Origin of the sequence: Kitasatospora sp. NPDC098652, assembly GCF_044760155.1 — a bacterium.
Taxonomy (GTDB): domain Bacteria; phylum Actinomycetota; class Actinomycetes; order Streptomycetales; family Streptomycetaceae; genus Kitasatospora.
This window is the reverse complement of record NZ_JBIWAQ010000020.1, coordinates 16,192-42,495: the sequence shown is the minus strand read 5'-3', so window position 1 is coordinate 42,495 and position 26,304 is coordinate 16,192. Positions and strand designations below refer to the sequence as shown.

At 74.6% G+C, this 26,304-nt stretch carries 21 protein-coding genes; 8 read left to right on the top strand and 13 right to left on the bottom strand.

The features are described 5' to 3' along the window. Positions 1–40: 40 nt before the first annotated feature. The 3 genes from egtD (at position 41) to ACIQWA_RS32115 (ending at position 4,085) form a co-directional block, all read left to right on the top strand. Positions 41–1,012, top strand: a complete 972-nt coding sequence (gene egtD / locus ACIQWA_RS32125) for an L-histidine N(alpha)-methyltransferase (protein WP_402488353.1) — start codon at positions 41–43, stop codon at positions 1,010–1,012. 146 nt (positions 1,013–1,158) lie between these two features. Next, on the top strand, positions 1,159–2,583 hold the full coding sequence (locus ACIQWA_RS32120; RefSeq protein ID WP_402488351.1) for a sugar porter family MFS transporter: 1,425 nt from the start codon (positions 1,159–1,161) through the stop codon (positions 2,581–2,583). Positions 2,584–2,954: 371 nt separating this feature from the next. Then, a complete protein-coding gene (locus ACIQWA_RS32115; protein ID WP_402488581.1) occupies positions 2,955–4,085 on the top strand; it encodes a nitric oxide synthase oxygenase in 1,131 nt (376 codons plus the stop codon). A gap of 145 nt (positions 4,086–4,230) precedes the next feature. Here the strand turns inward: ACIQWA_RS32115 and ACIQWA_RS32110 are convergent, their stop codons facing one another. Continuing rightward, positions 4,231–4,881: a TetR/AcrR family transcriptional regulator gene (locus ACIQWA_RS32110; RefSeq protein ID WP_402488349.1), complete on the bottom strand. Its 651-nt coding sequence runs from the start codon at positions 4,879–4,881 to the stop codon at positions 4,231–4,233. A gap of 129 nt (positions 4,882–5,010) precedes the next feature. On the opposite strand from ACIQWA_RS32110, the gene ACIQWA_RS32105 reads away from it, so the two are divergent. The 4 genes from ACIQWA_RS32105 (at position 5,011) to ACIQWA_RS32090 (ending at position 9,978) form a co-directional block, all read left to right on the top strand. Further along, positions 5,011–6,174 carry an acyl-CoA dehydrogenase family protein gene (locus ACIQWA_RS32105; protein WP_402488578.1) on the top strand — a complete coding sequence of 388 codons (1,164 nt, stop codon included), beginning with the start codon at positions 5,011–5,013 and terminating at the stop codon, positions 6,172–6,174. Between the two features lie 34 nt (positions 6,175–6,208). Then, entirely contained in the window at positions 6,209–7,408 is a 1,200-nt protein-coding gene (locus tag ACIQWA_RS32100) for a thiolase family protein (RefSeq protein ID WP_402488347.1), read from the top strand. A 119-nt stretch (positions 7,409–7,527) separates the two neighbouring features. Beyond that, positions 7,528–8,286 (top strand): 3-oxoacyl-ACP reductase FabG, encoded by a 759-nt coding sequence (gene fabG, locus ACIQWA_RS32095; RefSeq protein WP_360229559.1) that lies wholly within the window; start codon positions 7,528–7,530, stop codon positions 8,284–8,286. A gap of 285 nt (positions 8,287–8,571) precedes the next feature. Beyond that, the gene (locus tag ACIQWA_RS32090; protein ID WP_402488344.1) at positions 8,572–9,978 is read left to right on the top strand and encodes a S8 family serine peptidase; all 1,407 of its coding nucleotides are present in this window, start codon (positions 8,572–8,574) and stop codon (positions 9,976–9,978) included. Between the two features lie 185 nt (positions 9,979–10,163). Here ACIQWA_RS32090 and ACIQWA_RS32085 read toward each other — a convergent pair whose 3' ends face one another. After that, on the bottom strand, positions 10,164–12,332 hold the full coding sequence (locus ACIQWA_RS32085) for a hypothetical protein (RefSeq protein ID WP_402488342.1): 2,169 nt from the start codon (positions 12,330–12,332) through the stop codon (positions 10,164–10,166). 172 nt (positions 12,333–12,504) lie between these two features. On the opposite strand from ACIQWA_RS32085, the gene ACIQWA_RS32080 reads away from it, so the two are divergent. Continuing rightward, positions 12,505–13,020 carry an HAD domain-containing protein gene (locus tag ACIQWA_RS32080; RefSeq protein ID WP_402488339.1) on the top strand — a complete coding sequence of 172 codons (516 nt, stop codon included), beginning with the start codon at positions 12,505–12,507 and terminating at the stop codon, positions 13,018–13,020. Positions 13,021–13,068: 48 nt separating this feature from the next. Here ACIQWA_RS32080 and ACIQWA_RS32075 read toward each other — a convergent pair whose 3' ends face one another. The 11 genes from ACIQWA_RS32075 to ACIQWA_RS32025 all read right to left on the bottom strand — a co-directional run bounded on the left by ACIQWA_RS32075 (position 13,069) and on the right by ACIQWA_RS32025 (position 26,284). Then, positions 13,069–14,250: a hypothetical protein gene (locus ACIQWA_RS32075; RefSeq protein WP_402488336.1), complete on the bottom strand. Its 1,182-nt coding sequence runs from the start codon at positions 14,248–14,250 to the stop codon at positions 13,069–13,071. 240 nt (positions 14,251–14,490) lie between these two features. Next, the gene (locus ACIQWA_RS32070; RefSeq protein ID WP_402488333.1) at positions 14,491–18,489 is read right to left on the bottom strand and encodes a LysM peptidoglycan-binding domain-containing protein; all 3,999 of its coding nucleotides are present in this window, start codon (positions 18,487–18,489) and stop codon (positions 14,491–14,493) included. Positions 18,490–18,695: 206 nt separating this feature from the next. Further along, positions 18,696–19,178 carry a hypothetical protein gene (locus ACIQWA_RS32065; protein WP_402488330.1) on the bottom strand — a complete coding sequence of 161 codons (483 nt, stop codon included), beginning with the start codon at positions 19,176–19,178 and terminating at the stop codon, positions 18,696–18,698. A gap of 149 nt (positions 19,179–19,327) precedes the next feature. Further along, positions 19,328–19,705, bottom strand: coding sequence for a pilus assembly protein (locus ACIQWA_RS32060; RefSeq protein ID WP_402488327.1), 378 nt, complete (start codon positions 19,703–19,705; stop codon positions 19,328–19,330). Positions 19,706–19,851: 146 nt separating this feature from the next. Then, the gene (locus ACIQWA_RS32055) at positions 19,852–20,226 is read right to left on the bottom strand and encodes a TadE/TadG family type IV pilus assembly protein (protein WP_360229574.1); all 375 of its coding nucleotides are present in this window, start codon (positions 20,224–20,226) and stop codon (positions 19,852–19,854) included. 47 nt (positions 20,227–20,273) lie between these two features. Then, positions 20,274–20,561, bottom strand: a complete 288-nt coding sequence (locus ACIQWA_RS32050; protein WP_402488323.1) for a hypothetical protein — start codon at positions 20,559–20,561, stop codon at positions 20,274–20,276. Between the two features lie 58 nt (positions 20,562–20,619). Further along, the gene (locus ACIQWA_RS32045; protein ID WP_360229578.1) at positions 20,620–21,498 is read right to left on the bottom strand and encodes a hypothetical protein; all 879 of its coding nucleotides are present in this window, start codon (positions 21,496–21,498) and stop codon (positions 20,620–20,622) included. Beyond that, the gene (locus ACIQWA_RS32040) at positions 21,495–22,454 is read right to left on the bottom strand and encodes a type II secretion system F family protein (protein ID WP_360229580.1); all 960 of its coding nucleotides are present in this window, start codon (positions 22,452–22,454) and stop codon (positions 21,495–21,497) included. The genes ACIQWA_RS32045 and ACIQWA_RS32040 overlap by 4 nt, the downstream gene beginning before the upstream one ends. Next, positions 22,454–24,076 (bottom strand): CpaF family protein, encoded by a 1,623-nt coding sequence (locus ACIQWA_RS32035; protein ID WP_402488320.1) that lies wholly within the window; start codon positions 24,074–24,076, stop codon positions 22,454–22,456. The genes ACIQWA_RS32040 and ACIQWA_RS32035 overlap by 1 nt, the downstream gene beginning before the upstream one ends. Further along, positions 24,066–25,430: a hypothetical protein gene (locus ACIQWA_RS32030; RefSeq protein WP_402488318.1), complete on the bottom strand. Its 1,365-nt coding sequence runs from the start codon at positions 25,428–25,430 to the stop codon at positions 24,066–24,068. Before ACIQWA_RS32030 ends, ACIQWA_RS32035 begins: the two co-directional genes overlap by 11 nt. After that, a complete protein-coding gene (locus tag ACIQWA_RS32025; RefSeq protein ID WP_402488315.1) occupies positions 25,430–26,284 on the bottom strand; it encodes an SAF domain-containing protein in 855 nt (284 codons plus the stop codon). The genes ACIQWA_RS32030 and ACIQWA_RS32025 overlap by 1 nt, the downstream gene beginning before the upstream one ends. Between the last annotated feature and the right edge of the window lie 20 nt (positions 26,285–26,304).

Below are 26,304 nucleotides of genomic sequence, written 5' to 3'. Positions count from 1 at the left end.
ACTCCCCCCTTCATCTTCTGAACAGAGGAACCACCCTGTCATGGACACCTTCGATCTCACCCGACTGCTGCCCGCCGACCACTTCAGCACCGCGCTGCACCACGACGTGCGGCACGGACTGACCGCCGACCCCAAGTGGCTGCCGCCGAAGTGGTTCTACGACGCCCGGGGCAGCGAGCTGTTCGAGGAGATCACCCGGCTGCCCGAGTACTACCCGACCCGCGCCGAGCGGGCCATCCTCACCGCCCGGGCCGGCGAGATCGCCGCCGCCACCCGCGCCCACACCCTGGTCGAACTGGGCTCCGGCTCCTCCGAGAAGACCCGGCTGCTGCTGGACGCGCTGCGCTCGACCGGCGACCTGGAGACCTACGTCCCGGTGGACGTCAGTGAGAGCGCGCTGGTGGCGGCCGGCACCGCACTCGCCGCCGAGTACCCCGGACTGGCCGTGCACGGCGTGCTGGCCGACTTCACCGCCCGCCTCGGCCTGCCCCCGGAGGGCGGCCCGCGCCTGGTCGCCTTCCTCGGCGGCACCCTCGGCAACCTGCTGCCCCAGGAGCGGGCCGGCTTCCTGCGCGGCCTGCGCGCCGCCCTCGACCCGGGCGACTTCCTGCTGCTCGGCACCGACCTGGTCAAGGACCCGGCGGTGCTGGTCGCCGCCTACGACGACTCCGCCGGGGTGACCGCCGAGTTCAACCGCAACGTGCTCAACGTGCTCAACCGCGAGCTGGGCGCCGACTTCGACCCGGAGGCCTTCGAGCACGTCGCGCTCTGGGACCCGGAGCAGGAGTGGATCGAGATGCGACTGCGCTCGCTGCGCTCGCAGACCGTGAAGATCCCGGCCCTGAACCTGCCGGTGCACTTCGACCGGGGCGAGGAGCTGCGCACCGAGGTGTCGGCCAAGTTCCGCCGGGAGCGGGTGGCCGGGGAGCTGGCCGCGGCCGGGCTGCGGCTGACCCACTGGTGGACGGACCCCGAGGGCCGGTTCGGACTCTCGCTCTCCGCCCCGGCCTGAGCGAAGCACCCCCGGAGGCCCAATTTGCTTGTTCACCTTACGAATTCTCAGAGCAAAACTTGAGCCTCCCCGTCTACAAGGCTTGAACGAATAGGGGTTACGATCTCGGCTACCGAGCTCAGCGTTGAGTACCAGGAGTCAAGATCGTGAGCGTCACCCAGAAGCCCTCCGGGGCGGCCGAGGCCACTGCGCCCGGCCGCCTCGGCTTCGTCGTCTTCATCACCGCCGCCGCTGCCCTGGGCGGCTTCCTGTTCGGCTACGACAGCTCCGTGATCAACGGCGCCGTCTCCGGCATCCAGGGGAAGTTCGGAGTCGGCAGCGGCGAGACCGGCCTGATCGTCTCCTCGGCACTGCTGGGCTCCGCGGTCGGTGCCGCGCTGGCCGGCCGGTTCGCCGACCGCTACGGCCGGATCAAGGTCATGAAGGCGGGAGCGCTGCTGTTCGCGGTCAGCGCCGTCGGCTCGATGCTGCCGTTCTCCCCCTGGGACCTCGCCCTGTGGCGCGTCCTCGGCGGCGCGGCCATCGGCATCGCCTCGGTGATCGCCCCGACCTACATCGCCGAGGTCGCCCCGACCAAGTACCGCGGCCGGCTGGCCTCCTTCCAGCAGGCCGCCATCGTGCTCGGCATCGCGATATCCCAGCTGGTCAACTGGGTGCTGGCGGACGCCGCCGGCGGTGACACCCGCGGCCGGCTGCTCGGCCTGGAGGCCTGGCAGTGGATGCTCGGCGTCTGCGTGGTGCCGGCCGCGGTCTACTTCGTGCTCTCCTCGGTGATCCCGGAGTCCCCCCGCTACCTGATCCAGGCCGAGCGCCTGGACGACGCCCGCAAGGTGCTGGCCGAGGTCGAGGGCAAGGGCATCGACACCGACGCCCGGATCGCCGAGATCCAGTCGCTGATCGCCTCCGACCACCGCCCGCGCTTCCGCGACCTGCTCGGCGGCCGCTTCGGCCTGCTCCCGATCGTCTGGGTCGGCATCGGCCTGTCGGTCTTCCAGCAGCTGGTCGGCATCAACGTGATCTTCTACTACTCGTCGATCCTGTGGCAGTCGGTCGGCATCGACCAGAGCAACTCGCTGCTGATCAGCTTCATCGGCTCGGTCATCAACATCCTCGGCACCGTGATCGCGATCCTGCTGGTCGACCGGATCGGCCGCAAGCCGCTCGCCCTGATCGGCTCGGCCGGCATGGCCGTCACCCTCGCCGCCGCGGGCTGGGCGTTCTCCTCCGCGACCGGCTCCGGCGACAACGTCACGCTGCCCGACCTCCAGGGCACCGTCGCGCTGATCTCCGCCAACGCCTTCGTGCTGTTCTTCGCGATGTCCTGGGGCGTGGTCGTCTGGGTGATGCTCGGCGAGATGTTCCCGAACCGGATCCGCGCCGCCGCGCTCTCCGTCGCCGCCTCCGCGCAGTGGATCGCCAACTGGGCCATCACCGTGTCGTTCCCGTCGCTCTCGCGCTGGAACCTCTCGGCGACCTACCTGGTGTACGCGGCCTTCGCGGCCCTGTCGATCGTCTTCGTGGCGAAGTACATGAAGGAGACCAAGGGCATCCGCCTGGAGGACATGGGCTGACCGAAGCCCCCGCCTTCCGGTCGTACGACCCGACCTTCGGCCCCCGCACCCTAGCGCGCAGAGCGCGGGTGCGGGGGCCGAATCGTTCACTCCCTGCGGTGGGCCGGGCACCTCCGGTACTCCTGTTCGCCAGGAGGGATGTGTCCTTGATCTTCAACCGGCTCCGCACCCGCAGAACCGCCACCGCCCCGAGCGGCGGCTGCCCGTACGCCCACGCGCACCCCGCGACGGGCTTCGCGCCACCCGTACCGCCGACCCCCGGGCCGAGGCTGCGGCCGGACCCGCAGTCGGACCCCCACCCGGCCCCGCAGCCGACCCCGCACCCGAGCCCCCACCCGACCGCACAGCCGGCCCGGCACCCGACCCCGGAGCTGGCCGCACAGCCGGCCCCGGAGCCGCAACTGCCGCCCGCGCCACCGCCGTTCACCGACCCCGGGCAGGCCGCCGAGTTCGTCCGGCAGTTCCACCGCGAGCAGCCCGCCGCCGGGGACCCGGGGCCGAGGCTGCTCGCCGTCCGGGAGGAGATCGACCGCACCGGCAGCTACCACCACACCCCCGCCGAACTCGCCTACGGTGCCAAGCTCGCCTGGCGCAACGCCGCCCGCTGCATCGGCCGGCTGTACTGGCGCAGCCTGGTGGTCCGCGACCTGCGCCACCTGTCCGACCCCGACGACATCGCCGCCGAGTGCTTCGAGCACCTCCGGCTGGCGGGCAACGGCGGCCGGATCCGCCCGGTGGTCTCGGTGTTCGCCCCCGACCGCCCGGGCCGCCCGGCCCCGCGGATCCTCAACCAGCAGCTGGTCCGCTACGCCGGGCACCGGGTCGACGGCGCCGTGGTCGGCGACCCGGCGGGCGCCGAACTCGCCGAGCTGGCCCGCGGGCTCGGCTGGAAGTGCGCCGAGGACCGCTTCGAGGTGCTGCCGCTGCTGCTCCAGGAAGGCCCGCAGGAGCGCCCGCGCTGGTACGGCCTGCCGGACGACACCACCCTGGAGGTGCCGCTGAGCCACCCCGAGCACGCCTGGTTCGCCGAACTCGGGCTGCGCTGGTACGCGGTGCCCGCGATCAGCGACATGACGCTGGAGATCGGCGGCGTCCGCTACCCCACCGCGCCGTTCAACGGCTGGTACATGGGCACCGAGATCGGCGCCCGCAACCTGGCCGACGCCGACCGCTACGACATGCTCGGCACGGTCGCCGAAGGGCTGGGCCTGGACACCTCCAGCGAGCGCACGCTCTGGCGCGACCGCGCGCTGGTCGAGCTCAACCTCGCGGTGCTGCACTCCTTCCAGGAGGCCGGGGTGACGATCGCCGACCACCACACCGAGTCGGCGCGCTTCCTCAAGCACGTCGCCCAGGAGCAGCGCCTCGGCCGCCCGACCCCGGCGGACTGGAGCTGGATCGTGCCCCCGGTCTCCGGCGGGCTGACCCCGGTCTACCACCGGTACTACGACCCGGTGGACCCGGAGCAGCGGCCGGCCTTCCTGGCCCGCGAGGCCTGGTGACCGGGGCGGGCGCCGCGGCTCCGGCGGCTCCCGTGACCCCGGCAACCCCGGCAGCCCCGGCAACCCCGGCAGCCCTGCCGTCCCCGGCGCCCCCGGTGGGACCGGTGGGACCGGTGGGACCGGTGGGACCGCCGGTCGCCCGCGACTACGAGGGCGACCGCACGGCCAGGCGCTCGAAACGCAGCGCGAGCCCGTCCAGCAGTGCCTCCAGACCGGTCTCGAAGGCGCCCTCGTCGACCGAGCCCCGGTGCCCCGCGAGCCGGTGGGCCTCGCCGAGGTGCGGGTAGTCGGCCGCGTCGTACACCTCGGCGTCCGCCGGGAAGCCGGCCGCGAAGGAGGCCAGCGCGGAGCCGGTGACGAAGTAGCGCATCAGCGCGCCGATCCGGGTGGCCTGGCCGCGCGGCCACCCGGAGCCGACCAGGTGCCCGAACACGGCGTCGGCCAGCCGCAGCGCGTTGGGCCGCCGCCCCGGCCCCTGGGCGAGCACCGGGACGATGTTGGGGTGGGCGGCCAGCGCGGCGCGGTAGGAGCGCGCCCAGTCGCGCAGCGCCTCCGGCCAGGGGGTGGCCCGGTCGTCGAACATCGCCAGGTCGACCTCGCCGATCACGCTGTCCACCACCGCGTCCAGCAGGTCGTCCTTGGTGGCGAAGTGGTTGTAGAGCGAGGGCCCGCTGACCGAGAGCCCGGCCGCGAGGCGGCGGGTGGAGAGCGCCTCCAGCCCCTCGTCGTCGATCAGCCGCAGGGCGGCCGTGACGATGAGCTCACGGCTGAGCAGCGGGGTGCGCGGGCGAGCCATCGGGTCGCTACCTCCGGTCGGGTGGGGTGGGGACCGATTCTGGCAGGTCCCCCTTCCCAGCACGGGCGGGTCGGGTCTACAGTCCACACGTAAAACTTGCAGCGCTAGTTTAACGAGGTGGGCACCGTCGTGAACCTGGAGTTGTCCGAGGAGCAGGCCGCCGTCCGCGAGCTGGCCGCCTCGTTCACCGACCGCGAGATCGTGCCGTACGCCGCCGAGTGGGACCGCGCCGAACAGGTGGACCGCGCGATCATCGGCAAGCTCGGGAAGGTCGGCTTCCTCGGCCTGACCATCCCCGAGGAGTACGGCGGCAGCGGCGGCGACCACCTCGCCTACTGCCTGGTCCTGGAGGAACTCGGGCGCGGCGACTCGGCCGTGCGCGGGATCGTCTCGGTCTCGCTCGGCCTGGTCGGCAAGTCGATCAACGCCTTCGGCACCGAGGAGCAGAAGCGGCACTGGCTGCCCCGGCTCACCTCGGGCGAGGCCCTGGCCTGCTTCGCCCTCACCGAACCCGGCACCGGCTCGGACGCCGCCCACCTCACCACCCGGGCCGTGCGCGACGGCGACGACTGGCTGATCAGCGGCGCCAAGACCTTCATCACCAACGGCACCTGGGCCGACGTCGCCCTGGTCTTCGCCCGCACCGGCGGCGACCACCCCGAGCAGCAGGGCCACCGGGGCATCACCGCCTTCCTCGTCCCCACCGGCCTGCCCGGCTTCGGCCGCACCGAGATCCACGGCAAGCTCGGCCTGCGCGGCCAGGCCACCGCCGGACTCGACCTGGACGGCGTCCGGGTGCCCGACAGCGCCCGGCTCGGCGAGGTCGGCAAGGGCTTCACGGTGGCGATGGCGGCCCTGGCCAAGGGCCGGATGTCGGTCGCGGCCGGCTGCGTCGGCATCGCCCGGGCCTGCCTGGAGGCCGCCGTGCGCTACGCCGGCGAGCGCGAGCAGTTCGGCAAGCCGATCGCCTCGCACCAGCTCGTCCAGGAACTGCTGGCCGGCATCGCGGTCGACGTCGAGGCGGCCCGGCTGCTCACCTGGAAGGTCGCCGACCACATCGAACGCGGCCTCCCGTTCGCCACCGAGTCCTCCGTCGCCAAGCTCTACGCGAGCGAGGCCGCCGTCCGGGCCGCCAACAACGCGCTCCAGGTGTTCGGCGGCTACGGCTTCATCGACGAGTACCCGGTCGGCAAGTACCTGCGCGACGCGCGGGTGATGACCCTCTACGAGGGCACCAGCCAGATCCACCAACTGCTCATCGGGCGCGCCCTGACCGGCGTCAACGCCTTCTGACCCACCACCCCGATCATCCGATAAGGAGCACGACGTGCGCCCTGTCTACTTCGCCGCAGCCCGCCGCACACCCATCGGCCGGCTGCGCGGAGCGCTCGCCACGGTCCGGCCGGACGACCTCTCGGCCACCGTGCTGCGCGCCCTGCTCGCCGACGTACCCGCCCTCGACCCGGCCCGGATCGACGACGTCTACTGGGGCGCCGCCAACCAGGCCGGCGAGGACAACCGCAACGCCGCCCGGATGGCCGTCCTGCTGGCCGGCCTGCCGGAGACCGTCCCCGGCGCCACCGTCAACCGGCTCTGCGCCTCCGGCCTGGAGGCCGTCACCCTCGCCGCCCGGGCGATCGGCTCCGGCGAGGCCGACGTGGTGCTGGCGGGCGGCTGCGAGTCGATGACCCGCGCGCCGTTCGTCCTGCCCCGACCCGACGAGGCGCTGCCGCACCGGATCGAGACCTACGACACCCGGCTCGGCTGGCGGCTCACCAACCCGCGGATGGCCGAACTGCACGGCGTGCTGAGCATGGGCGAGACCGCGGAGGAGGTGGCCGGCCGGTACGGCATCGGGCGCGAGCGCCAGGACGCCTTCGCGCTGCGCAGCCACCAGCGGGCCTCCGCCGCCCGCAAGGACGGGCACTTCGACGCCGAACTGGTCCCGGTCGAGCGGCCGGACGGGGTGACGGTGAGCCAGGACGAGGGCATCCGCGAGGACACCAGCCTCGACAAGCTCGCCCGCCTCAAGCCGGCCTTCCGCCCGGGCGGCACCGTCACGGCCGGGAACGCCTCACCGATGAACGACGGCGCGGCCGGGCTCGTCCTGGTCGGCGAGGAGGCGCTGCACGACCTCGGACTGCAGCCGCTCGGCCGGTACGTGGCCGGGGCCTCGGCCGGGGTGCACCCGGACGTGATGGGCATCGGGCCGGTGCCCGCCACCGCCAAGGTGCTCGGCCGGGCCGGGTGGGACCTCGCCGACCTGGACACCGCCGAGCTGAACGAGGCCTTCGCCGCCCAGGCGCTGGCCTCCGCCGACGGCATCGGGTTCAGCCCGGAACGGGCCGACGAGGTGGTCAACCCCAGCGGCGGGGCGATCGCCCTCGGCCACCCGCTGGGCGGCTCGGGCGCCCGCATCCTCACCACGCTGCTGCACCGCATGCGCCGCACCGGCGCCCGGCGCGGCCTGGCCACGATGTGCGTGGGCGTGGGGCAGGGTACGGCCGTGCTGGTCGAGAACGTCTGAGACGGGGTCGGGACAGGTTTCGGCACAGGTTTCGGCACAGGTTCCGGGGCAGGTTCCGGGACAGGGTTTCGGGACAGGTTTCGAGTGAGCGGGAGCATCCAGTGAGCGGAGGAACGGACATGGCACGGTTCGCAGGGAAGGTCGCCGTGGTGACCGGCGCGGCACAGGGCATCGGCGCGGCCACCGCCCGTCGGCTGGCGGAGGAGGGCGCGAGCGTCGCGGTGGTCGACCTGACCGCCGAGCGGGCGGCCGGGACGGTCGCCGAGATCACCGCCAAGGGCGGCACCGCCCGGGCCTACGGCTGCGACGTGGCCGACTACGACGCCGTCGACGAGGTCTTCGCCCGGGTCGCGGAGGAACTCGGCGGACTGCACATCCTGGTCAACAACGCCGGGATCACCCGGGACAACCTGTTCTTCAAGATGCCCAAGGCCGACTGGGACACCGTCCTGACGGTCAACCTGACCAGCGCGTACAACTGCAGCCACGTGGCGCAGAAGTACATGGTGGCGCAGAAGTACGGGAAGATCGTCTCGCTCAGCTCGCGCTCCGCGCTCGGCAACCGGGGCCAGGCCAACTACGCGGCCGCCAAGGCCGGCATCCAGGGGCTCACCGCGACCCTGGCGATCGAGCTGGGGCCGTTCAACATCAACGTCAACGCCGTCGCCCCGGGCTACATCGCCACCGCGATGACGGCCGCCACCGCCGAGCGGGTCGGCGCCACCGCCGAGGACCACCAGACCGAGGTGGCCTCCCGGACGCCGCTGCGCCGGGTCGGGCAGCCGGAGGAGGTCGCCTCGGTGGTGGCCTTCCTGGCGAGCGAGGACGCCTCGTACGTGAGCGGGCAGACACTGTACGTCAACGGTGGGGCCCGGTAGCTCCGGCCGGCGCGGACATCCGGCACCCGTACGCGAATTGGGTGGGTGCTGGGAAGATACGGTTAATATTCATTGAATATTACTGACGCGTCATCACATGGCCGTCCCAGGTGCGTGGTTACTTTTCCCTGGGACGGCCTTTACCCTTTCGCGTGGCCGATCATGACCATGGGCCTGGTCGAGCGACCCCACCAAATGACTATGGCATGATCATGCGGCACTCGATGGGATGGCCGAACCGACCCGACCGGACCTGGTCGGGCCCTCTGCGTCCCAAGGAGTTCCATGGGCAGCCCCGCCTCCCTCCGCCGTGCCCTGGCTCTGCTCGCCGTGGGGGCCACCGCCCTCACCGCGGGCACCGTCGCCGTTCCGGCCGTCGGCGCCGCGACCGCCGCCCCCGCGCACGACCTCTCGGGCGTCCACGTCCGCCCGGCCTCCTTCGGCCACCACCTCGCCACGACCCGCCCGGCGCCGCTGAGCACCACCCAGTGCGTCAGCCAGATCGGCATCCACTGCTACTCGCCGGTCCAGTACCAGGCCGCCTACAACCTGGCCCCGCTGTACAAGGAGGGCATCACCGGCAAGGGCCGGACCATCGTCATCGTCGACTCCTTCGGCTCGCCGACCATCCAGCACGACCTGGAGGTCTTCGACAAGCAGTGGGGCATCAAGGACACCCAGGTCGAGGTGCGGAAGTGGGGCAACGTCCCCGTCTTCGACCCGAAGAACCCCGACCACACCGGCTGGGCCGGCGAGACCACCCTGGACGTCGAGTACGCCCACGCGATGGCCCCCGACGCCCACATCGTCCTGGTCGAGACCGGCGTCGCCGAGACCGAGGGCACCACCGGCCTGCCCGAGATGATGGACGCCGAGAAGGACCTGATCAAGAAGGGCGTCGGCGACGTCATCTCGCAGAGCTTCGGCGCCACCGAGAACACCTTCCCGGGTTACGACAAGGGCGACTTCAAGTCGCTGACCGACCTGCGCTACGCCTTCAAGGCCGCCGCCGACCGCAACGTCACCGTGCTCGCCGCCTCCGGCGACAACGGCGCCACCGACTCGCAGACCAACGGCACGGACCTGTACCCGTTCAAGGTCAACTCCTGGCCGTCCTCGGACCCGCTGGTCACCTCCATCGGCGGCACCCAGCTGACCCTGGACGACAGCGGCAAGCGCACCGCGGCCGACAAGGTGTGGCACGACAAGTCCGGCGCCGGCGGCGGTGGCGTGTCTGGCATCTTCTCGCGCCCGTGGTACCAGGCCGGCGTCTCCGACGTCACCGGCAACCACCGCGGCACCCCGGACATCAGCATGAGCGCCGCCGTCGACGGCGCCGCCTGGACCTACGAGTCCTACGACCCGACCGCGGTCGGCTGGCACCTCACCGGCGGCACCAGCGAGGCCACCCCGCTGTTCTCGGGCATCGTCGCGCTCGCCGACCAGCTCGCCGGCCACCGCCTCGGCCAGCTCAACCCGAGCCTGTACGGCCTGAGCCTGCTGCCGAGCAAGTGGAGCGGCATCGTCGACGTCAAGGACGGCGACAACGGCTGGGGCGGCGTCACCGGCTACAACGCCGCCGAGGGCTACGACCTCGCGTCCGGCCTCGGCACCATCGACGGCACCAAGTTCGTCCACGCGATCGCGGGCGACGTGCGGTTCGACGACAACAGCCAGGGCAACGAGCAGTAAGCGGTACGCGGTAAGCGGTAAACAGCGAGCAGTCGGTCGGGACGCGGTTCCTGACGGCTGACAAGTAACAGCGAACGGATAACAGATTTCAACATCTGTTATCCGTTCGCTGTTATCCGTTCGCTGTTTTCTGTTATCTGTTACCTGTCATCTGTTCGCTGTCCTCTGGCCGCTGTTCGTAGCCGTCAGGCCTGGTCGGCCACTGCCGGTGCGGCGGCGGCGAGTTGGGCCAGATAGCGCTCGGCGGCGCGGAGCTTGCGGTTGTCCGGGCCCGGGAGGAAGGCGCGCAGCTCGATGATCTCCGGGGCGATCCGGATCGCCTCCGCCCGGTCGGTGATCGAGCGCCAGCAGGCCTCGGCGTTGGTGGCCGCCCGCTGGGTCTCCTGGTGGTCGGCGCCCTGCGAGCGGAGCAGCGTCAGGGCGACCTCACGGTAGATGGCGGCCGCCTCCGCGGTCCGGCCCGCGAGCCGGCACACGTGGGCGCGCACCTGGCGCACCTGGAGGACCGGCTCGGAGACGGCCCCGTGCTCGGCGATCGCCTCCAGTTCGAGGGCGAAGGCGAGATCGGTGGCGGCGGCGTGGTCCCCCGCGTCGGCGCTGCGGACGATCCGTCCGATCACCTCGCGGTAGTCCTCGCGCGGCACGTTGGTGGCCGGTTCCTCGGCCGGGGCGGGCGGCTGGTCGGTCGGTCCCTCGGCAGCCGGTTCAACGTCCGTCGGGACGACGTCGGTCAGGACGGCTTCGGCCGGGACAGCGTCGGCCGGCACCGCGTCCTGCGGGACCTCGTCCGTCGGACCGGTCTCGTCCGGGACGGCGTCCCGGGGCTCCTCGACCGGCTCAACCGGCTCGACCGGCTCAGCCGGCTCGGCAACCCCCGTGCCACCAGCGGCGGTTCCGGCTGCCTCGACGGCCTCCACCGCCTCCACGGCCTCCACGACCTCCACGGCCTCCGGCAGAGCCTTGCGCAGCGTGACGCCCACCGCAGGGGCCTCCTCCGCCGGAGCGGCGGGCTTGTGCAGGCTCACCCCCGGAGCCGTCTCGGCCGACTGCTCGCCCTCCTTGCGCAGGCTGACCGGGCGGACCGGGCGGGGCGGGGTCGGCGGCACTCCGGGCTTGACCAGGCTCACCGGCCCGCCGACGGGCGTGACCGGCAGCGGAGCGGGCGCCACCAGTGCCCGCTCGGCCACGGCGTCCTGCGGCTCCGCCTGCCGAGGCGGCGGCACCGCGGCGGGCAACGGCAGCTCGGTCGGCACCGCGTCCGCGACGGGCAGCACCTCCGGCACCGGCAGCACGACGTCCGCCACCGGGGCCTCGCCCCGGCGGGCGGTGTTGCGGAAGACCGGGCGGTCCGGGGTGTGGGTGGCGAGGATGACGACGTCCGGCCGCAGCACCGAGTACACCTGCTGGCGCAGCTGCTCGGGGGCGAGCACCTCGCCCGCGCCCGGGCGGCCGCCGTGCAGCGCCTCTATCAGGGCGCGCGTGAAGGTGCCGATCTGCTCCGGGTCCGGGCTGACGACCGCCCACAGCGGGATGCCCTCGCTGAGCGGCGAGACGGTGCCCTGGAGGTAGGGCCAGGCGTTCTGGTCGGCGCTCAGGTCGGCGATCACCAGGGTCTGCCATTCGGCCGGACGGTGGCTCAGTTCGGCGGCGATCGCCTGCCAGGGCAGGCCGTCCTGCCTGGCGTCGCGCAGGGTGAGCTGGAGCTGCCCGCCGCGCTTGTCGGCCACCACGTGCCCGCCCAGGTGGACCAGCAGCGGGCCCGGGTGACGGGAGGCGGCGCGCAGGTGCGCGAGCACGGTGTGCGGGTCGCTGGCGCCGGGGAGGTGGACGGCGTCCACCGCGTCCGCGGCGAGCAGCACCTGCGGCGACACGGCCGCGAGCATCGCGGACAGCACCGGCGCCTGGGCGGGACCGCCCCGGCCCCAGGTGCGGCGGCCGGAGTTGCCGTAACCGCCCTCGATCACCAGGATCCGGCCGCGCGGGGCCGCACCGAGCCCGCCGGGGCCCGCCGGAGCCGTGGAGACCGCCGGAACACCGGCGGCGGACGGCGTCGCCGCCTGGGCGTGGGCGTGGGCCTGGGCGTGGGCCTGGGCGCCCGCGGCGGGCAGGCCGGTGAGGGTCCATCCGGTGGGCGCCACCGGCGGCACCGGCGGGCCGACCGTCGGCGGAGCGGGCGGCACCGTGGCGGCGAAGGCCGCGGGCGGGGCCGCAGGCGCGGGCGGTGGCTCGTACAGTGCGGCGGGCCCGGGCGGGTGCTCCTCGGGCCGCCCTGCGGGCTGCGGCGGTACGGCGTCCCAGGGGCCCGAGTCCGCGGTCGGCTCGGGACCTCCGGAAACAGCAGTCGTCTCCGCCATCTTCTGGTCACCGCCCCGCCCCGCCGCGTCCGCGGCGTCTGATGCCCTTGCCTTCGTGGTGCCTGCCACCACGTCCCGTGCGCGCCACCCTACGAGATCCCGGCACGCCCGAGCCAGGCCGGGTGGCCGATCGGCGCGCCACACCGCCGGGACCGGCCGCTATCGTGCCGTCATGACCGATCCGGGGCTCCCCCTGCTGTTCCTCGACGTCGACGGGCCCCTGATCCCCTTCGGCGCCCCGCCGCCCGGTGGCTACCCCAGCTACCCGGGCCCGGGCGCGGGCCCGTCCGGCAACCCGCTGGTGGCCAGGGTCGACCCGGGGCTCGGGCCCCGACTGCTCGCCCTGCCCTGCCAACTGGTCTGGGCCACCACCTGGTTGGCGGACGCCGACGCCTGCCTCGCACCCCGACTGGGCCTGCCCCGGCTGCCGTACGTGGACTGGCCGGACACCGACCGACCGGGCGACGAGAGCGACCCGGACTCCCAACTGCACTGGAAGACACACACCTTGGTCGCCTGGGCGGCCGGACGCCGGTTCGTCTGGGTCGACGACGAGATCGCCCCGGCCGATCGGCGCTGGGTCGAGGCCAACTCCCCCGCCGCCGCCCTGCTGCACCGCGTGAACCCCCAAGTCGGGCTCACCGAGGCCGACTTCGCCACCGTCGACGCCTGGCTGCGCGCCATCTGACCGCACTCCACCGCCACGGCCGGCGCCGACCGGCCGTAGCGGACCCGTCTACACCTTGCCGCAGGGCACCGGCTTGTCGTACGGGCCCGTCGCCGTCGTACGGTTGCCGCACACGGTGACCGTTGACGAGTAGTTCTGCACGACGGCATCCGCGCCGATGAACGTGTTGTGGACGACCTCGCCGCTCGGCACGTCGACCAGTTCGACCCCGGCGGCGAAACCGCACCCGCCGGCTTGGATGGTGGTGGTGTTGCCGGAGACGTCGGCCCGGGAGACGTTGCCGAGCGCGATCGTGGTGCCGAACGACCTCAGGGAGTTCCCGGTGACCCGCGCCGGACCGTATTCATTGGTCGGCGGAGCGATGTAGACCGGGGGGTAACAGGTGACGGGGTCACTGGTCTGGACGTTGTCCCGGAGGATGAACGGACCGGGCTTCACGCCGTAGTCGCTCGCCGCAGCCAGCAGCCCGAGGTAGACATCGCGGTAGGTGTTCCGGACGAGCGTCACGTCCCCGGTCCACACCGCACCCTCGATCTCCACGTCGGTCATCCAGTAGCCGACGTTGCTCACGTCGTTGTGCTCGATCACGTAGTTGTGGCAGTTGTCGCACGAGAACGCGTGCCGACCGGTCGTGTGCACGGTGGAGTCGCGCACGGTGACATCGCGCGGCGCCACGGCTCCGTTGCCCTGCCCGTCCCACGTTCCGCCGGAGAAGAGCTCCACGGCGTCGCCCCAGGTGTTCTCGATGTGCAGCCGTTCGAGCAGAACGCCGTCGGCGCCCCCGATCTTGACCCCGGCGTCGTGCTCCCGGGCCGAGTCGTAACAGGAGGGTTGGGCGACCACCGCGCAGTGCTCGGAGAAGTTCGTGCCCTGAAGGGTCAGATCACGGACGACGAAGCCGCCCCCGCGGTCGAACCAGAGCCGCGCGCGGTTGGTGCTCACGGGCGCGTCGACAGTGGCCTTGACGGTCGCGCCGTTGCCCTCGATGGTGATGTTCCTCCGTTGGGTGAAGGTGATCGAGCCGTTGGACAGGTAACAGCCGTTGCGCGCCAGGCGGATGGTCGCCCCGTCGGGCACCGTGGCCAGCCAGGAGTTGAACGCGTCGGTGACGTCCTGCGAGCAGTCCGAGGCCACGGGCGGCGTGACGGGGACTGCCCGGGCCGTGCCCGTCGCCGAGATGCTCGCCAGCAGGGCGAGCAGGAAGGCCGTAGCGGTGAAACGCCTCTTCACGTCCATCTCCCAGGAGAATCGACAATTCGTAAGCGGATCATCACACTGAGCAACGGGGCGTGCGCGTCGAGGGCAGCCATTCGCACCACCCGAGAACTGCGGGCCCTACGGCGGGCCCGTGGCTACGCTCGCCCCATGAGCGACAGGCCCGGCGAGCGGGCCGCCGCCCTCGACTCGGAGCCCGACGACTGACAACCACCGAACGTCACGCATCGTGAACCCTACGACGTCCCCGGTGGTTCAGGACCCGGCGAGCAGGTCCCGCAGCAGGGCGACCGTGTCGGCGTCCAGGTCCCGGCCGGTGCGGCGGCTGAGCGCGTCGAGGCGGTTGACGGCGCGCAGGAGCTGGTCCCGCGCACCGGCCGACGCGTAGGCGTAGAAGAGGTCACGGTGTAGGAGTTCGACGTCCGGGGCGACGGCGAGGCCGCGGAAGACGGCGGCCTCGGCGCTGCGGTGGTCGCCGTACTGGAGGCGGCGGGCGGCGAGTTCGTGGGCGGTGTCCACGATCGCGGCGATCATGTCCTGGCGCTCGGCCTCGGCCCAGCCGTAGGAAGCCGGCGGCGCCTCGGCGAACGGGGCGCCGCGGACCAGCGCCAGGGCGTGGGCGAGGGCGGCGTCGGCGGTGGCACTGGTGCTGCGCATGCCGCGCCGGTAGAGGCTGCGGAACTCGTCCCAGTCGCAGGTGACGGCGGGGGCGAAGGCGTAGCCCTCGGTGGTGTCGGTGGGCAGGTAGGCACGGCCGTCCGGCGTGCTGCCGAACCAGGCCGCCAGGTCGGCGAGTTTGGCCGGCAGCGGGCTCCTGGCGTCGGCCGCGGTGGGGTGCGGGTCGAGGTGGGCGGCGCCCGGGTGCAGGTCGTGGTCGAGCGCGTGGTGGTCGGCGCCCGGCCGCAGCGCGAGGTAGACGGCGAGTTCGGTGAGCCGGGGCAGCGCCCCGGGTTCGACGGTGCCGGGGGTACCCGCCACGTCGACCGGTCCGAGCAGCCGGATCCGGGGGGCGTTGCGCGGGGTGTGCGCCTCCGGGGAGCGCAGGATGGCGAGCAGGTCGTCGCTGTCGCTGCGGCCGGACGTGGTCCGGGCGACGGGCGCGACGGCGGCCGGGCCGGGCTCGACCGTCGTCGGCGCCGTAACGGCTGAGCCGCCCTCGGGGCCGCCCTCGGAACCGGGGACAGGCCCAGGAACGGGGACGGAGACGGGGACGGGGCCGACGCCGGGGTCCGGCCGGGCGGGGACGCGCGGGTCGACGCCGGTGGGCGCGGGCGCGCTCTGGTGCGTCGGCGCCGGCTCGGCAGGCGGCGCGGGCACGGCGGGCGCCTGCGGGGCCACGGGCCGGACCGGCTGGACGGGGAGCACCGTCACCGAGGCCTCGGCCGGACCGTCCGCACCGGTCGACTCCTCAGCCCCGGCGGGGCCGCCCGCCTCAACCGGCTCGCCCACCTCAACCGCCTCGACCGGCTCCACGGACTCTCCCGGCGCGCCCGGCAGCCGCAGGTCGCGGGTGGCCTCGTCGGCGGGCTGCTCCGTCCCGGTGGCCGCCTGCCGCCCCTGCCCGTTGACGGCGAAGCGCGCCGGGCCGGGCGGCGTGGGAGCGGGAACGGCGGCGGGCCCGGGCACCGGAGCCGGCAGCTGAGCGGGTGCAGGAGCGGGCGCGACCGGGTCCGTCCCGGCGAACGGGCTGGCCCCGGTCCCGATGCCCCGGGCCAGCAGCCGGGGCCCGGCCGCCGCCCCCGTGTCCCCCTCGGCCGCCGCCCCCGCAGCGCCGACGGCGGCCAGCACCGGTACGGCGAGCGGGAGTTCGGTGGTGTCGGTGTCCTCGTCCGGGTCGAGGCCAGGACCGTCCAGGGTCCAGGCGGGCGCCGGGTACTGGGTGCTGTCGTCGGCAACCCGGAGCAACTCGGCTACCTGGTCGTACTGGTGGTCGTCCAACCGCTGGAGTTCGACGGTCAGGTGCAGGCCGGGAATGGCGGCCTGGCCGGTGGTCGGCAGGGTCCAGCGGGCGACCGGTCCGGTGCCGCGCTCGGGGGCGCGGGTGATGACGGCGACGCAGGTGCGCGGGCGGGCGTCCAGCAGGCGGCCGAGCTCGGCCGGGGTGTCCCCGCCGGGCTGCTGGGCGCAGAGCACGATCTCGGGCACCCAGGACTCGTCCGCCTGGCCCCGGCTGCGGGCCTCGCGCGGGCTGGCGGCCTCGGCCGCGACCAGGGTGGCGCGGGCCTTGGCGGTGCGCGGGCCGAGCGCGGCGAGCGCCGCCTCCAGGGTGGGGTGGCGGTGGACCCGCTCGGCGGCCGGTCCGGTGATCGGCACCTCCTCGGCGAGGTCCACCAGGTGCAGGTGGAGCCGGTCGGCCAGCGGGCTGTGGGCGAGCTCGATGGCGAGGGTGCGCAGCACGGCGCGGGCGTCGTCGGGGTGTCCGGACAGGTGGAGCAGCCGGACGGCCTCCAGGTCGGCGAGGACCACCGAGCCGTCGGGCGAGGTGCCGAGGGTGACCAGCGCGGGGTAGGGCGCGTGGGTCTTACGGGCCTGGGCGGGGCTCAGCAGGTCGGAGGACTCCTCGCTGCACCACCAGACGTTGGCGGCGTGCGCGGCGCGGAACGGCGCGATCGGGGTGGCCGGGCCGGACAGGTGCAGTTCGATGGTGTGGTCGGGGGTGATCCGGGCCGCCACGATCGCGGGCAGCCGCTTGCCGCCACGGGTGGTGTTGCGGGCCAGGGTCCGCAGGGCGCGGTCGAGCAGCTCCAGGCCGGCCTGGTCCTGACGGACCATCAGTTCGTTCTCGAAGGCGGCGGCTTCGGCCTCGGGCATCGCGATGCGGTGGCCGGGGCGGCGGCCGCGCTGCTGGGTGCCCCGCTTGTAGGCGACGGTGCCGACCATGACGGCGGCGAGCAGCACGCCCACGGTGGAGGCGGCGAGGGCGACGCCGTAGTCGTCGCTGGGCGCCGGGGAGGCGTGCGCGGCGGGGGCGGGGGCGGGTGCGGGCGTGCGGTCGGGGGCGTGGGTCGGCGCCGGGGCCTGGGTGGCGGGCGCGCCCTGGGCGGGAACCGGGGCCTGGGTGGCCGGGGCGGGCTGGGGCGTGGCGGCGGGGGCGGGCGTCTGCCCGGCCCCGGCCTCGGTTCCAGCCCCGGCTCCGGCTCCGGCCCCGGAACCCTCGGGCGCGGGCGTCTGCCCGGCCGCCGGCGCGGCCGCTCCGGGCACGGTGAGCACCATCCCCGGCTCCAGCACGTCCGGGTCGGTCAGCCGCTCCCCGTCCGGCGCCTGGACGCCCTTGTTGGCCTCGAACAGCTTCGGCCAGGCCTCGGCATCCCCCAGTTCCCGCTGGGCGATGGCCGACAGGCTGTCCCCGGAGCGGACGGTCACCGTCCTCGGCCCGCCCGCCCCCGGCTCGGTCCCGGCCTGCGGCACCTGCGTCGTGGCGGGCGTCGCCGAGGCCGAGGTGTCGCCGGACGAAGGCGCCTGGGCCTGCCCCGATGCCTGCCCGGCGGCCTGCCCGGACGCCGCCCCGGACGCCGGGGCCTTCGCCTCGTCCGGCTTGGCGTCCGTCGGCATCAGCAGCTCCCAGCCGGGCTGGATCGGGCGCTCCGCGTCGAAGCGGATGCCCGAATCCCCCATCACCCGGCCGTCGTTCAGCTTGGCGATCTCCACCCAGCGTTCCCCGGAGCCCAGTTGGCGCTCCGCGATGGACCACAGGCTGTCGGCCGGACGGCTGTCCCGCACGGTGTAGGTGGGCTGCTGGTCCGCCGCCTGGACGGGGGCCGGCGCGGGTTGGGCGGCGGGCAGCGCGGCCCGCTGCACGCCCGGGGTCAACTGCGCCTGGGCGGACGGGCCCTGGGTGAGTTCGGGCACCGCGGCGAAGGCCGAACCGGCCACCGGCAGCAGCGCCAGCACCGAGCCGACCAGCCCGGCCGCCATCCGCTGGCTCCAGCCGAAGGCCGGGATCCGGCGGGCGATCCGGCCGCGCAGCTGGGCGGGGACCTCCAGCAGGACGGAGAGCGCGAAGCACGCCCAGGCCAGCCAGCCGACCACCACCAGCAGCCAGAGGAACAGCCGCCCGTCGTCCGGACTGGTGAGCGCCTCGCCCACCCCGCCGGAGGCGACCTCGCCCATCGAGGCGACGGCCTGGGTGCCGTACAGCAGCAGGGCGGGCACGCCGAACAGCAGGGCGAGCAGGGTCACCAGGGCGGCGAGCGCGGCGAGCACCGCGCCGCCACGGCCGGGTCGGCGGCGCCCGGGGCGGGCGTGCCCCCTCACCGTCGGCCTGCCGCCCTTCCCTGTTCCGTCCGGCCCGGTTCCGCCGTTCCCGGCGCCGTTCTTCCGAGCGCCGTTCCTCCCGGCGTCGTACTTCCCGGTTCCGCTCTTCCCGGTTCCGCTCTTCCCGGTTCCGCCCGGGCCGGCGCCGGCCCCAACCGTACGGGCCTGGGCGGTACGGGCCTGGTCCTTGGCACGTGGCGCGGCCATCAGTCGGTCTCCGCTTTCTCGACTCCGTGGACGAGGGTCGCACTGCCCTTGCCCGTTACCTTCCGTTCCCCGAGGGCGCCCAGCAGGACCGGCCGGTAGTCGGCCCGCACGGTGACGGTGACGACCTTGCCGTCGTCGGAGAAGACGACCTCGTCCACCTTCAGGCCGTACCGGTCGAGGTAGATCCCGGCCGCCTGCCGGACGTAGTCCTGGCGGACCTTGAAGCCCTTCCCCTGCAGCACGTCCGCCTGGTCGAGCTGCTGGCCGCCGACCCGCGCGGCCTCCTGGGCGTAGGCGTCGGTGCGTTCGGCGACCCGCAGGCGGCCGCCCGCGTCGATCACCAGCGCGATGACGAGCACCAGGTACGCCGCGCAGATCGCCACGAAGAGGGCGACCGCGCCCCGGTCGGACCGTCGCCCGGCCGTGCGCCGGCGGCGGCCCCGCAGCCCGCTCAGCACCCGCACCCCCTCCCCCCGATCCACACGATGTCTCCCCACCGGCTCCCCACCGGGCGCCCCTCGGTGCCGTTGCGTCATCCCCCGAGCGCTCTCCGCTTGCGTCTCCCCCGCGCGGGCCGTCCCCAATCCCCCGGCCGCGCCCCTTGCGGCCGGTGCGCCGCCCCCTGCCGTCGTCATGTGCCGCGGTAGCGGTCCATCACCGAGGTGAACTCCCCGACGAGGTGCTTCGTCACGGGCAGCCCGGACGGTCCGCCGAGCAGGTCCGCGAGTTCGACGTCGCAGGACACGGTGACCGTCACGGCCACCACCCGGCCGCCCGGCAGGTCCATCGGCGCCTCGGAGACCTGGACGTCCGAGTTGCGGCAGGACACGCCCTGCTGGCGCAGCGTCGCGAGCGCGGATTCCTTGGCCGGCCCGTCCACGGCGACGGCACTGCGCTGGAGCGAGCCGGTCCGGGCTCCGGCCCGGGCCGCGGCCTCGACCGTGCCGGCGGCGGTCTGCACCCGCCCGGCGGCGATCGCGAGCAGCACCAGTCCGACCACTCCGGGCACGACGATCGCCGCCTCGATCGCGACCCCGCCCCGGTCCGGCCGCCGGAACCGCCCGCGCCACCCCGGCCGCCCCAGCCGTCCCAGCCGCCCCGAACGCCCCAGCCGCCCCGTTCGCCCCGACCGGTCGGCACCGGCCGGTGCCCGCCTCACGGCTTCACCACCGGGGGGACGAAGCGCTCGCGCGGCGCCTCGGCGAACTGCCGGACGCTGGGCCCGGTGAGCCCGGGGATCAGCAGCGGCGGCGTCAGCTCCACGGTGACCTTGATCGTGTCGGCCGTGCTGTCGCCCGTCCCCACCTGGTACGTGTGCACGCCCTGCCGGTCCAGGAAGTCCCGGGCCTGGCGCGCGGCGGCCTCGTTCGCCGCCTGCTCCGTCGCGTTGCCCTGCACCCGGCCGGCGTCCACGCCCTCCCGGGCGGCGGTGAGCGCGACCTGCCGGTCGTACCAGATCAACGCGGCCTGGACGACCAGCAGCAGGAGCAGCAGGACGACCGGGAAGACGATGGCCAGACTGATGCTCATCGATCCCCGGTCGCCCCGGCGGCGGAGCGGACGACGACGGGCCCGGATCACTTGGTGGCGCCCCCCGCGGCGCCGCCGGGCAGGTTCGGGTCCTGCTCGACCTTGGTGACCACCTTGTCCTTCAACAGGTACAGCGCGGTCGCGACGGCCCCGGCGACGAACACCAACGCGATGATGGCGAGCGCGAGTTCGATGCTGATGGCGCCGCGGTCGCCGCGTGCCCGGGCGGCCCGCAGCCGGCCCAGCCGCAGCGTGAACAGCAGCAGGGCGAACTGCACGGGCAGCAGGACGGGCCGCAGCACCCGACCTGCCAGCTGGACGAGTCGTACGGTCATCGGGGTCTCCCGGGGATCTTGAGTGTGGTGTGTGGTGTCAGCTGCTCGGCCGGGAAGGTCAGTTGAGCATCTGGTGGAGTGCGGGGAAGACGATCAGGACGGTCATCAGCAGGGTCAGGGCGGCGCCCGGCGCGACCATCCGCTCGCTGTCGGCGTTGGCCCGGGCCAGGTCCTCGGCGAGCAGTTCGCCGCGCAGGCCCTTGGCCCGGGCCCGCAGGGTGTCGTAGACGGCGGCGCCGTCGGTGCCGGACAGCCGCATGATGTCGGCCACGTCCTGGAGCGGGCTGAGGCCCAATTCCTCGGCCAGCGCGTCCAGTCCGGCCCAGGGCGGGAGCCGGTCGGTGGCCGCGCGCTCCAGCGCGTCGCGGATCCGCCGGAACACCACGCCCTGCCCGACCGCGGCCGCCCGGCGCAGCGCCTCGGCGGGGCCGCAGTCGGCGGCCCGCTCCATCGCGACGAGCTCCAGGTAGGCGGCGATGCCGTGCAGGTACTCGGTACGGGCCTCCTTGGCCTCGCCGCGCACCACGGCGTCCGGGACGAACCACAGCAGCCCGGCCAGCAGCGGCCCGGCGACCAGCGGCAGCGCGAACGGCAGGCCGACGTCCATCAGCACGGCCATCGCGCCCAGGTAGGCGGGCAGCAGCAGGCCGAGCGCGGCGAACAGCAGCTTGTGCACCATGAACCGGGCCGGGGTGCGGCCGATCAGGGCGAGTTCGCGGCGCGGGATCGTCACCCCGCGCAGGGTGACCGAGCGCTCGCCGATCCGGTCGTACCAGCGCGGCCGCTCGTCCGGGTCCGGTTCGCGGTCGGCCGGGGTGCGGTGCAGCCGGTCCAGCGCCTGGCGCAGGTCCGGTGGCGCGGGCCGCAGTTCGGCCACCAGCAGGGCGAGGCCGCCGGCCGCGACGGCGCCGGCCAGCACGGACCAGGGGGAGATCACCGGACCTCCCCGAGCCGCTCGACCGGCTCCGGCCCGGAACCGCGCAGCCGGCGCCCGCTCTTGCCCCGCCGGTCCGGGGCGAGCAGCCGGGGCACCGGCGGGTGCGCGGCCAGGGCCCGCATCCAGGCGATGATCGCGACGAACAGGGCGGCCACCACGGCCAGCACGATCTGGCCGAGGAAGGTCCCGTACGGGCGGGTGTACTCGCTGTTGAAGGAGCCGACCGTGACGACCAGCACGATGATGCCGACCAGCCAGCGGATGGTGGTGCGGTGCTTGGCCCGGTCCGCCTCGATGGCGCGGCGCTGGCGGACCTCCTCGCGCACCGACTCGGCCATGTCGGAGAGCGTCCGGGCCAGGCCCGGGCCGCTGTCCCCGGCCCGCAGCACCAGCGCGGCGAGCACCTTGTCGGCGGTGGCGTCGGCCAGGCTGTCGGCGAAGGCGTGCAACGCCTCCTCGGGCCGCCAGCGGGCCTGCAGCCGGGCGGCCAGCTCGCCGATCTCCTCCTCCAGGGCGGCGGGGGCGGTGCGGCGGCTGGTGACGATGGCCTGGTTGAGGCCGACCCCGAGCAGCAGCACGTCGGCGATCCGCTGGGTCCACTCGGAGAGCGCCTCCAGCCGCTCGATCCGGCGGGTGTCCGGGCGGGTGGTGTCGAACAGCCAGGGCAGGCCGAAGACCGCCAGCGGCACCAGCAGCGCGGTCAGCGGGATGCGGGTGAACAGCCAGGCCAGCGGGGCGCCGACGAGTGCCAGCGGCAGCTGGATCCGGCGCAGCCGCACCATCCGCAGCGAGGCGCTGCCGGGGGCGCCGTACCAGAACACGTGGGCGCGGCCGGCCAGCGGGTTGTCCCGGCCGGCCGGCTCGTCCTCGTCGACGGGCTCGCTGCCGCGTACCCAGACCACCAGGGCGACCAGACCGCCCGCGAGCGCCAGCCCGCACAGGGCGAAGAGCAGCATCACCGCGGGCCACCGCCGATCCGCAGCTGCAGCGGGGCGGCCCAACTCCCGTACCGGGAGCCGAGCAGCGAGGCGTCGAAGCCGGCCCGGCGCAGGTCGTCCAGGCACTGCGGCGGGGTGTGCGGGACGGCGCGCGGCTCGCCGAGGTCCGGCCGGGGGCCGAAGACGGTGTTCAGCGCGGGCCGACCGCTCTCGCCGAGGCCGGTGACCTCCAGGACGTGGGAGACGAAGCGGTGCCGACGGCCGCCGACGGCGGTCTCGTCGACCATGGAGACGTGCACGATGAGGTCCAGGGCGTTGGCGGTGAGCCGGTAGGCGAGCGCGTCGGTCATGTGCGAGCCGTACTCGAGGCAGAGTTCGGCGATCCGGTCGACCACCATGTGCGGGCCGCGGGCGTGCAGGGTGCACATCGAGCCGCCCTCGCCGTTGGTCATCACCCGCAGCATCGGGACGACCTCGCCGGAGCGGACCTCACCGACGATGATCCGGGAGAGGGTCATCCGCAGCGCGGCCGGGATGAGGTCGCCGATCGACAACTCCCCGGCCAGGCGGCCCTCGACGCGCTCCCCGTTGCCCTCCCGGGCCTCCATCGGGACGACCTGGCGCAGGTGGCCGAGGGTGTGCAGCCAGAGCTCGAACTCCGACTCCAGGGTGCCGATCCGCTCGTCCGGCGGGATCTCGGCGGCCATCGCGCGCAGCAGGCTGGTCTTGCCGACGCCCTGGGTGCCGGTGATCATCACGTTCTTCCTGGCCCGGATCGCGGCGGCCAGGAAGGCGGCCAAGGTCCCGTCCAGGGTGCCGAGTTCGACCATCTCGGGGAGCGTCGCGGAGGCCACCCGGTGGCGGCGGATCGCCACGTACGGGCGGGGCGTCACCTCGGTCAGCGCCTGGAGGCGCATGCCGCCCTCCAGCCGCAGGGCGAGGGTGGGGCTGGCGGTGGACAGGCTGCGCTCGCCGCCGCCGTGCTGCCGGGCCAGGTCCTGGAGCAGTTCGACGAGTTCGGCGTCGCTGTCGGCCACCGGCGGTACCTGGCGCAGGGGTTGGTGCACCTTGGAGACCCAGACGTCGTCGCACCCGTTGACCAGGATGTTCTCGATCTCCGGGTCGTCCAGGTAGGGCTGCAGCCGACCGGCCCGGAACAGCAGGTCGAAGACGGCCTCGGCGAGGGCGCGGTCCTGCTCCCGGGTGGGCGGGATGCCGTGGGTCTGGGCGTACGCGTCGGACCAGCGGGCGACCGCCTCCTCGATCAGCGCACGGCCGCGCTGACGGCGGGTGGCCCGGTCCGGCTCGGCACCGGAGGTGGCGGTCAACCGGGCGATCTGCTGGTGCAGTTCGGCCGCGACCTGGCGCTTGAGCTCGCGCGCGACCTGCGGGTCGACGGCCGGCCGGGTGGCGCTGCCGCGCACGTCCAGCGAGGGCAGCTGGGCGGGCACGGCGGTCGGCCCGGCGGCCACCGGCTGGGGCGCCGGCGGCTGCGACTGCGACTGCGACTGCGGATGCGGCGCGACCGGGCCTGGCTGGTACGGCTGTTGCTGCGGCGGTGCGGCGGCCGGGACGGGCGCGGCCCAGGGCAGGGCGGCCGGGTCGGCCGTCGGGTGCTGGTGCAGGGGGCTACCGCGCACGGAGCACCTCCCCGGGGTCGTAGGGGTGGCGGTCGCCGGTCCGACGGTCGGTCACCGTCGGTTGCTGGAGCTGGTAGGGGTCGTCGTCCTCGTCGGCCGGCCCGGCGGCGGCCCCCTGGACGTGCGCCGGGAACGGCGCCGGGGCGGCCGGCTGCGGCGCCAGACCGGCGAGCGGCGCGACCGGGCCGGTGGTGATCACCGGCGGGGCGTAGGAGGGCGGTTCCGCCTCGCCGGGGGCGGTCCCGGGGGCCGTCTGGCCGTAACCGGGCCGACCGTACCCGGGTAGCGGGTGGGCGGGCTCCGGGTGGACGGGCTCCGGACGGACGGGCTGGGGGTGGGCGGGCTGCGGAAACGGCGGGTGGACGGGCCGGGCCTGACCCTGGTACGTCCGGTCCGGGTACGCCTGCTGCCCGTACCCGGCCGGCCCGTACGGACTCGACGCGGGCCCCGCGGGCGCGGGCGGCACGGGCGTGGGCGGCACCGAGGCGGGCGGCACTGGCGTGGGCGGCACCGGCGTGGGCGGCAGCGGGCCCTGCGGCAGCGGCGCGGCCGCCGGGCCCGCGGTGGGCGCGAGCCGCTGCCGCCGTCGGCGGACCAGCAGCTGCACCTCGTCCGCCGCCGACCGCGCCGTCCGCATCAGCTCCGAGCGGATGAACCGCCGGTCGGTGGTGTCCCCGCCGTCCGAGAGCACCCGGGCGGTGCGGGGGGCGTGCGGCAGTTCGCCGAGCACCGGCAGGCCGAACTCGCGGGAGACCTCGGAGCCCGAGTACGGCCCCTCGGAGACCAGCAGCAGCCCGAGGGCGTCCGCCCCGGTCCCGGCGGTGGCGAGGTCCTCGCCGAGCGCGGCGAGCCGCGGCCGGGCCGCGCTCAGCCCGCGCAGCGTGCTGCGGACCGTCACCGCCACCACGTCGGCGCGGCGGGCCAGCACCGCTCCGGCCCCGGTGGCGCCGGAGCGGCCGAGGTCGACGATGACGTCGTAGCCCTGGTGCTCGATGCCGTGCAGCAGTTCGGCGAGCGGCTCCCAGGTGTAGGCGAGGCCGGAGGCCTGGGCCGGGTCGGTGAGGCCGGGCAGCAGCAGCCGCTCGGCGTCGCCCTCGGGCGAGAGGTCGATGAGCTGTTCCCAGATGGTCTGGGCGAGCAGTCCGCGCCGGTCGGCGACGGCCAGGTTGCGCAGCCCGTACACCGCCTCGACCCGGCCCTCCAGGGCGCCGGCCAGCACCGCGCCGCCGTCCGGGTCGGCCTCGACCAGCAGGATCCGGCGGCCGGGCTGGAGCGGCCAGGCGAGCAGCAGGGCCAGGGCGGTGGTGGTCGCCCCGGGCGCGCCCGGGCCGCCGACCACCGCGATCACCGCCATCAGGCGCCACCCGCCCCGGCCGGGGTCGAGGGCCCGCCGGTGCCCGCGGGGGCGGCCCCGCCGGAGGGCGCCGCGCCCGAGGGGGCAGCGCCCGTGGGGGCAGCGCCCGAAGGGGCGGCCGAGGGCGAGGCCGGGGTGCTGCCGCCCGCCGCGGCGCGCGGGGCCAGCAGCACCTGGATCCGCCCGCCGGCCACCCACTGCGCCAGCCGCGGCCCGTCCGCCGTGCCGACCGCCACGTCGATCACCTGGCTGCCGTCGGTGTCCACCCGGCCGACCGTGATGACCGTCGCGGCCAGCGAGTCGGGCCGGCCGTTGTCGGGGGTGTTGACCACGACGATCTGCACCCCGGGCTGGAGCCGGCTGGCGGGCAGCTGGGTGCGCTTGGCCGACACCCCGACCACGATCTGCCCCGGCTGCACGGTCAGGCCCTGCGCGAGGTCCGAACCGGTCAGCATGGCACCGCGCTTGAGGTCGGTGGCGGCCCGCAGGCCGACCGCCCTGGCCCGGTCCTGGGCGGACACCGGCCGCAGCGCCGGGTCGCCCGCGATCCGGGCCACCACCAGGTCGTCGTCGGTGATGACCTGCCCCCAGGGCACGTCCCGGGCGAGCGCCAGCACCGCGACCCGCTGGCCGGTGCTGTTGTAGAGGACGGCCCCGCCGAGCCCGCCGGCCGCGATCAGCGCGACCGCCATGGCGAGCACCGCGGGGCGCCGGCGCCGGGCCCGCAGGGTGCGCCCGGGCGTGTGCGGCGTGGCCCGGCCCCGGCCCTGGTCCTGCTGCTCCGGTACCGCCACGGACACCGCGGCGCCCGCCGGCGTGCCGGACCCCGGCGTCGCGAATGTACGGTTCTCCACCGGGTTCCGCCCTTCCCTCG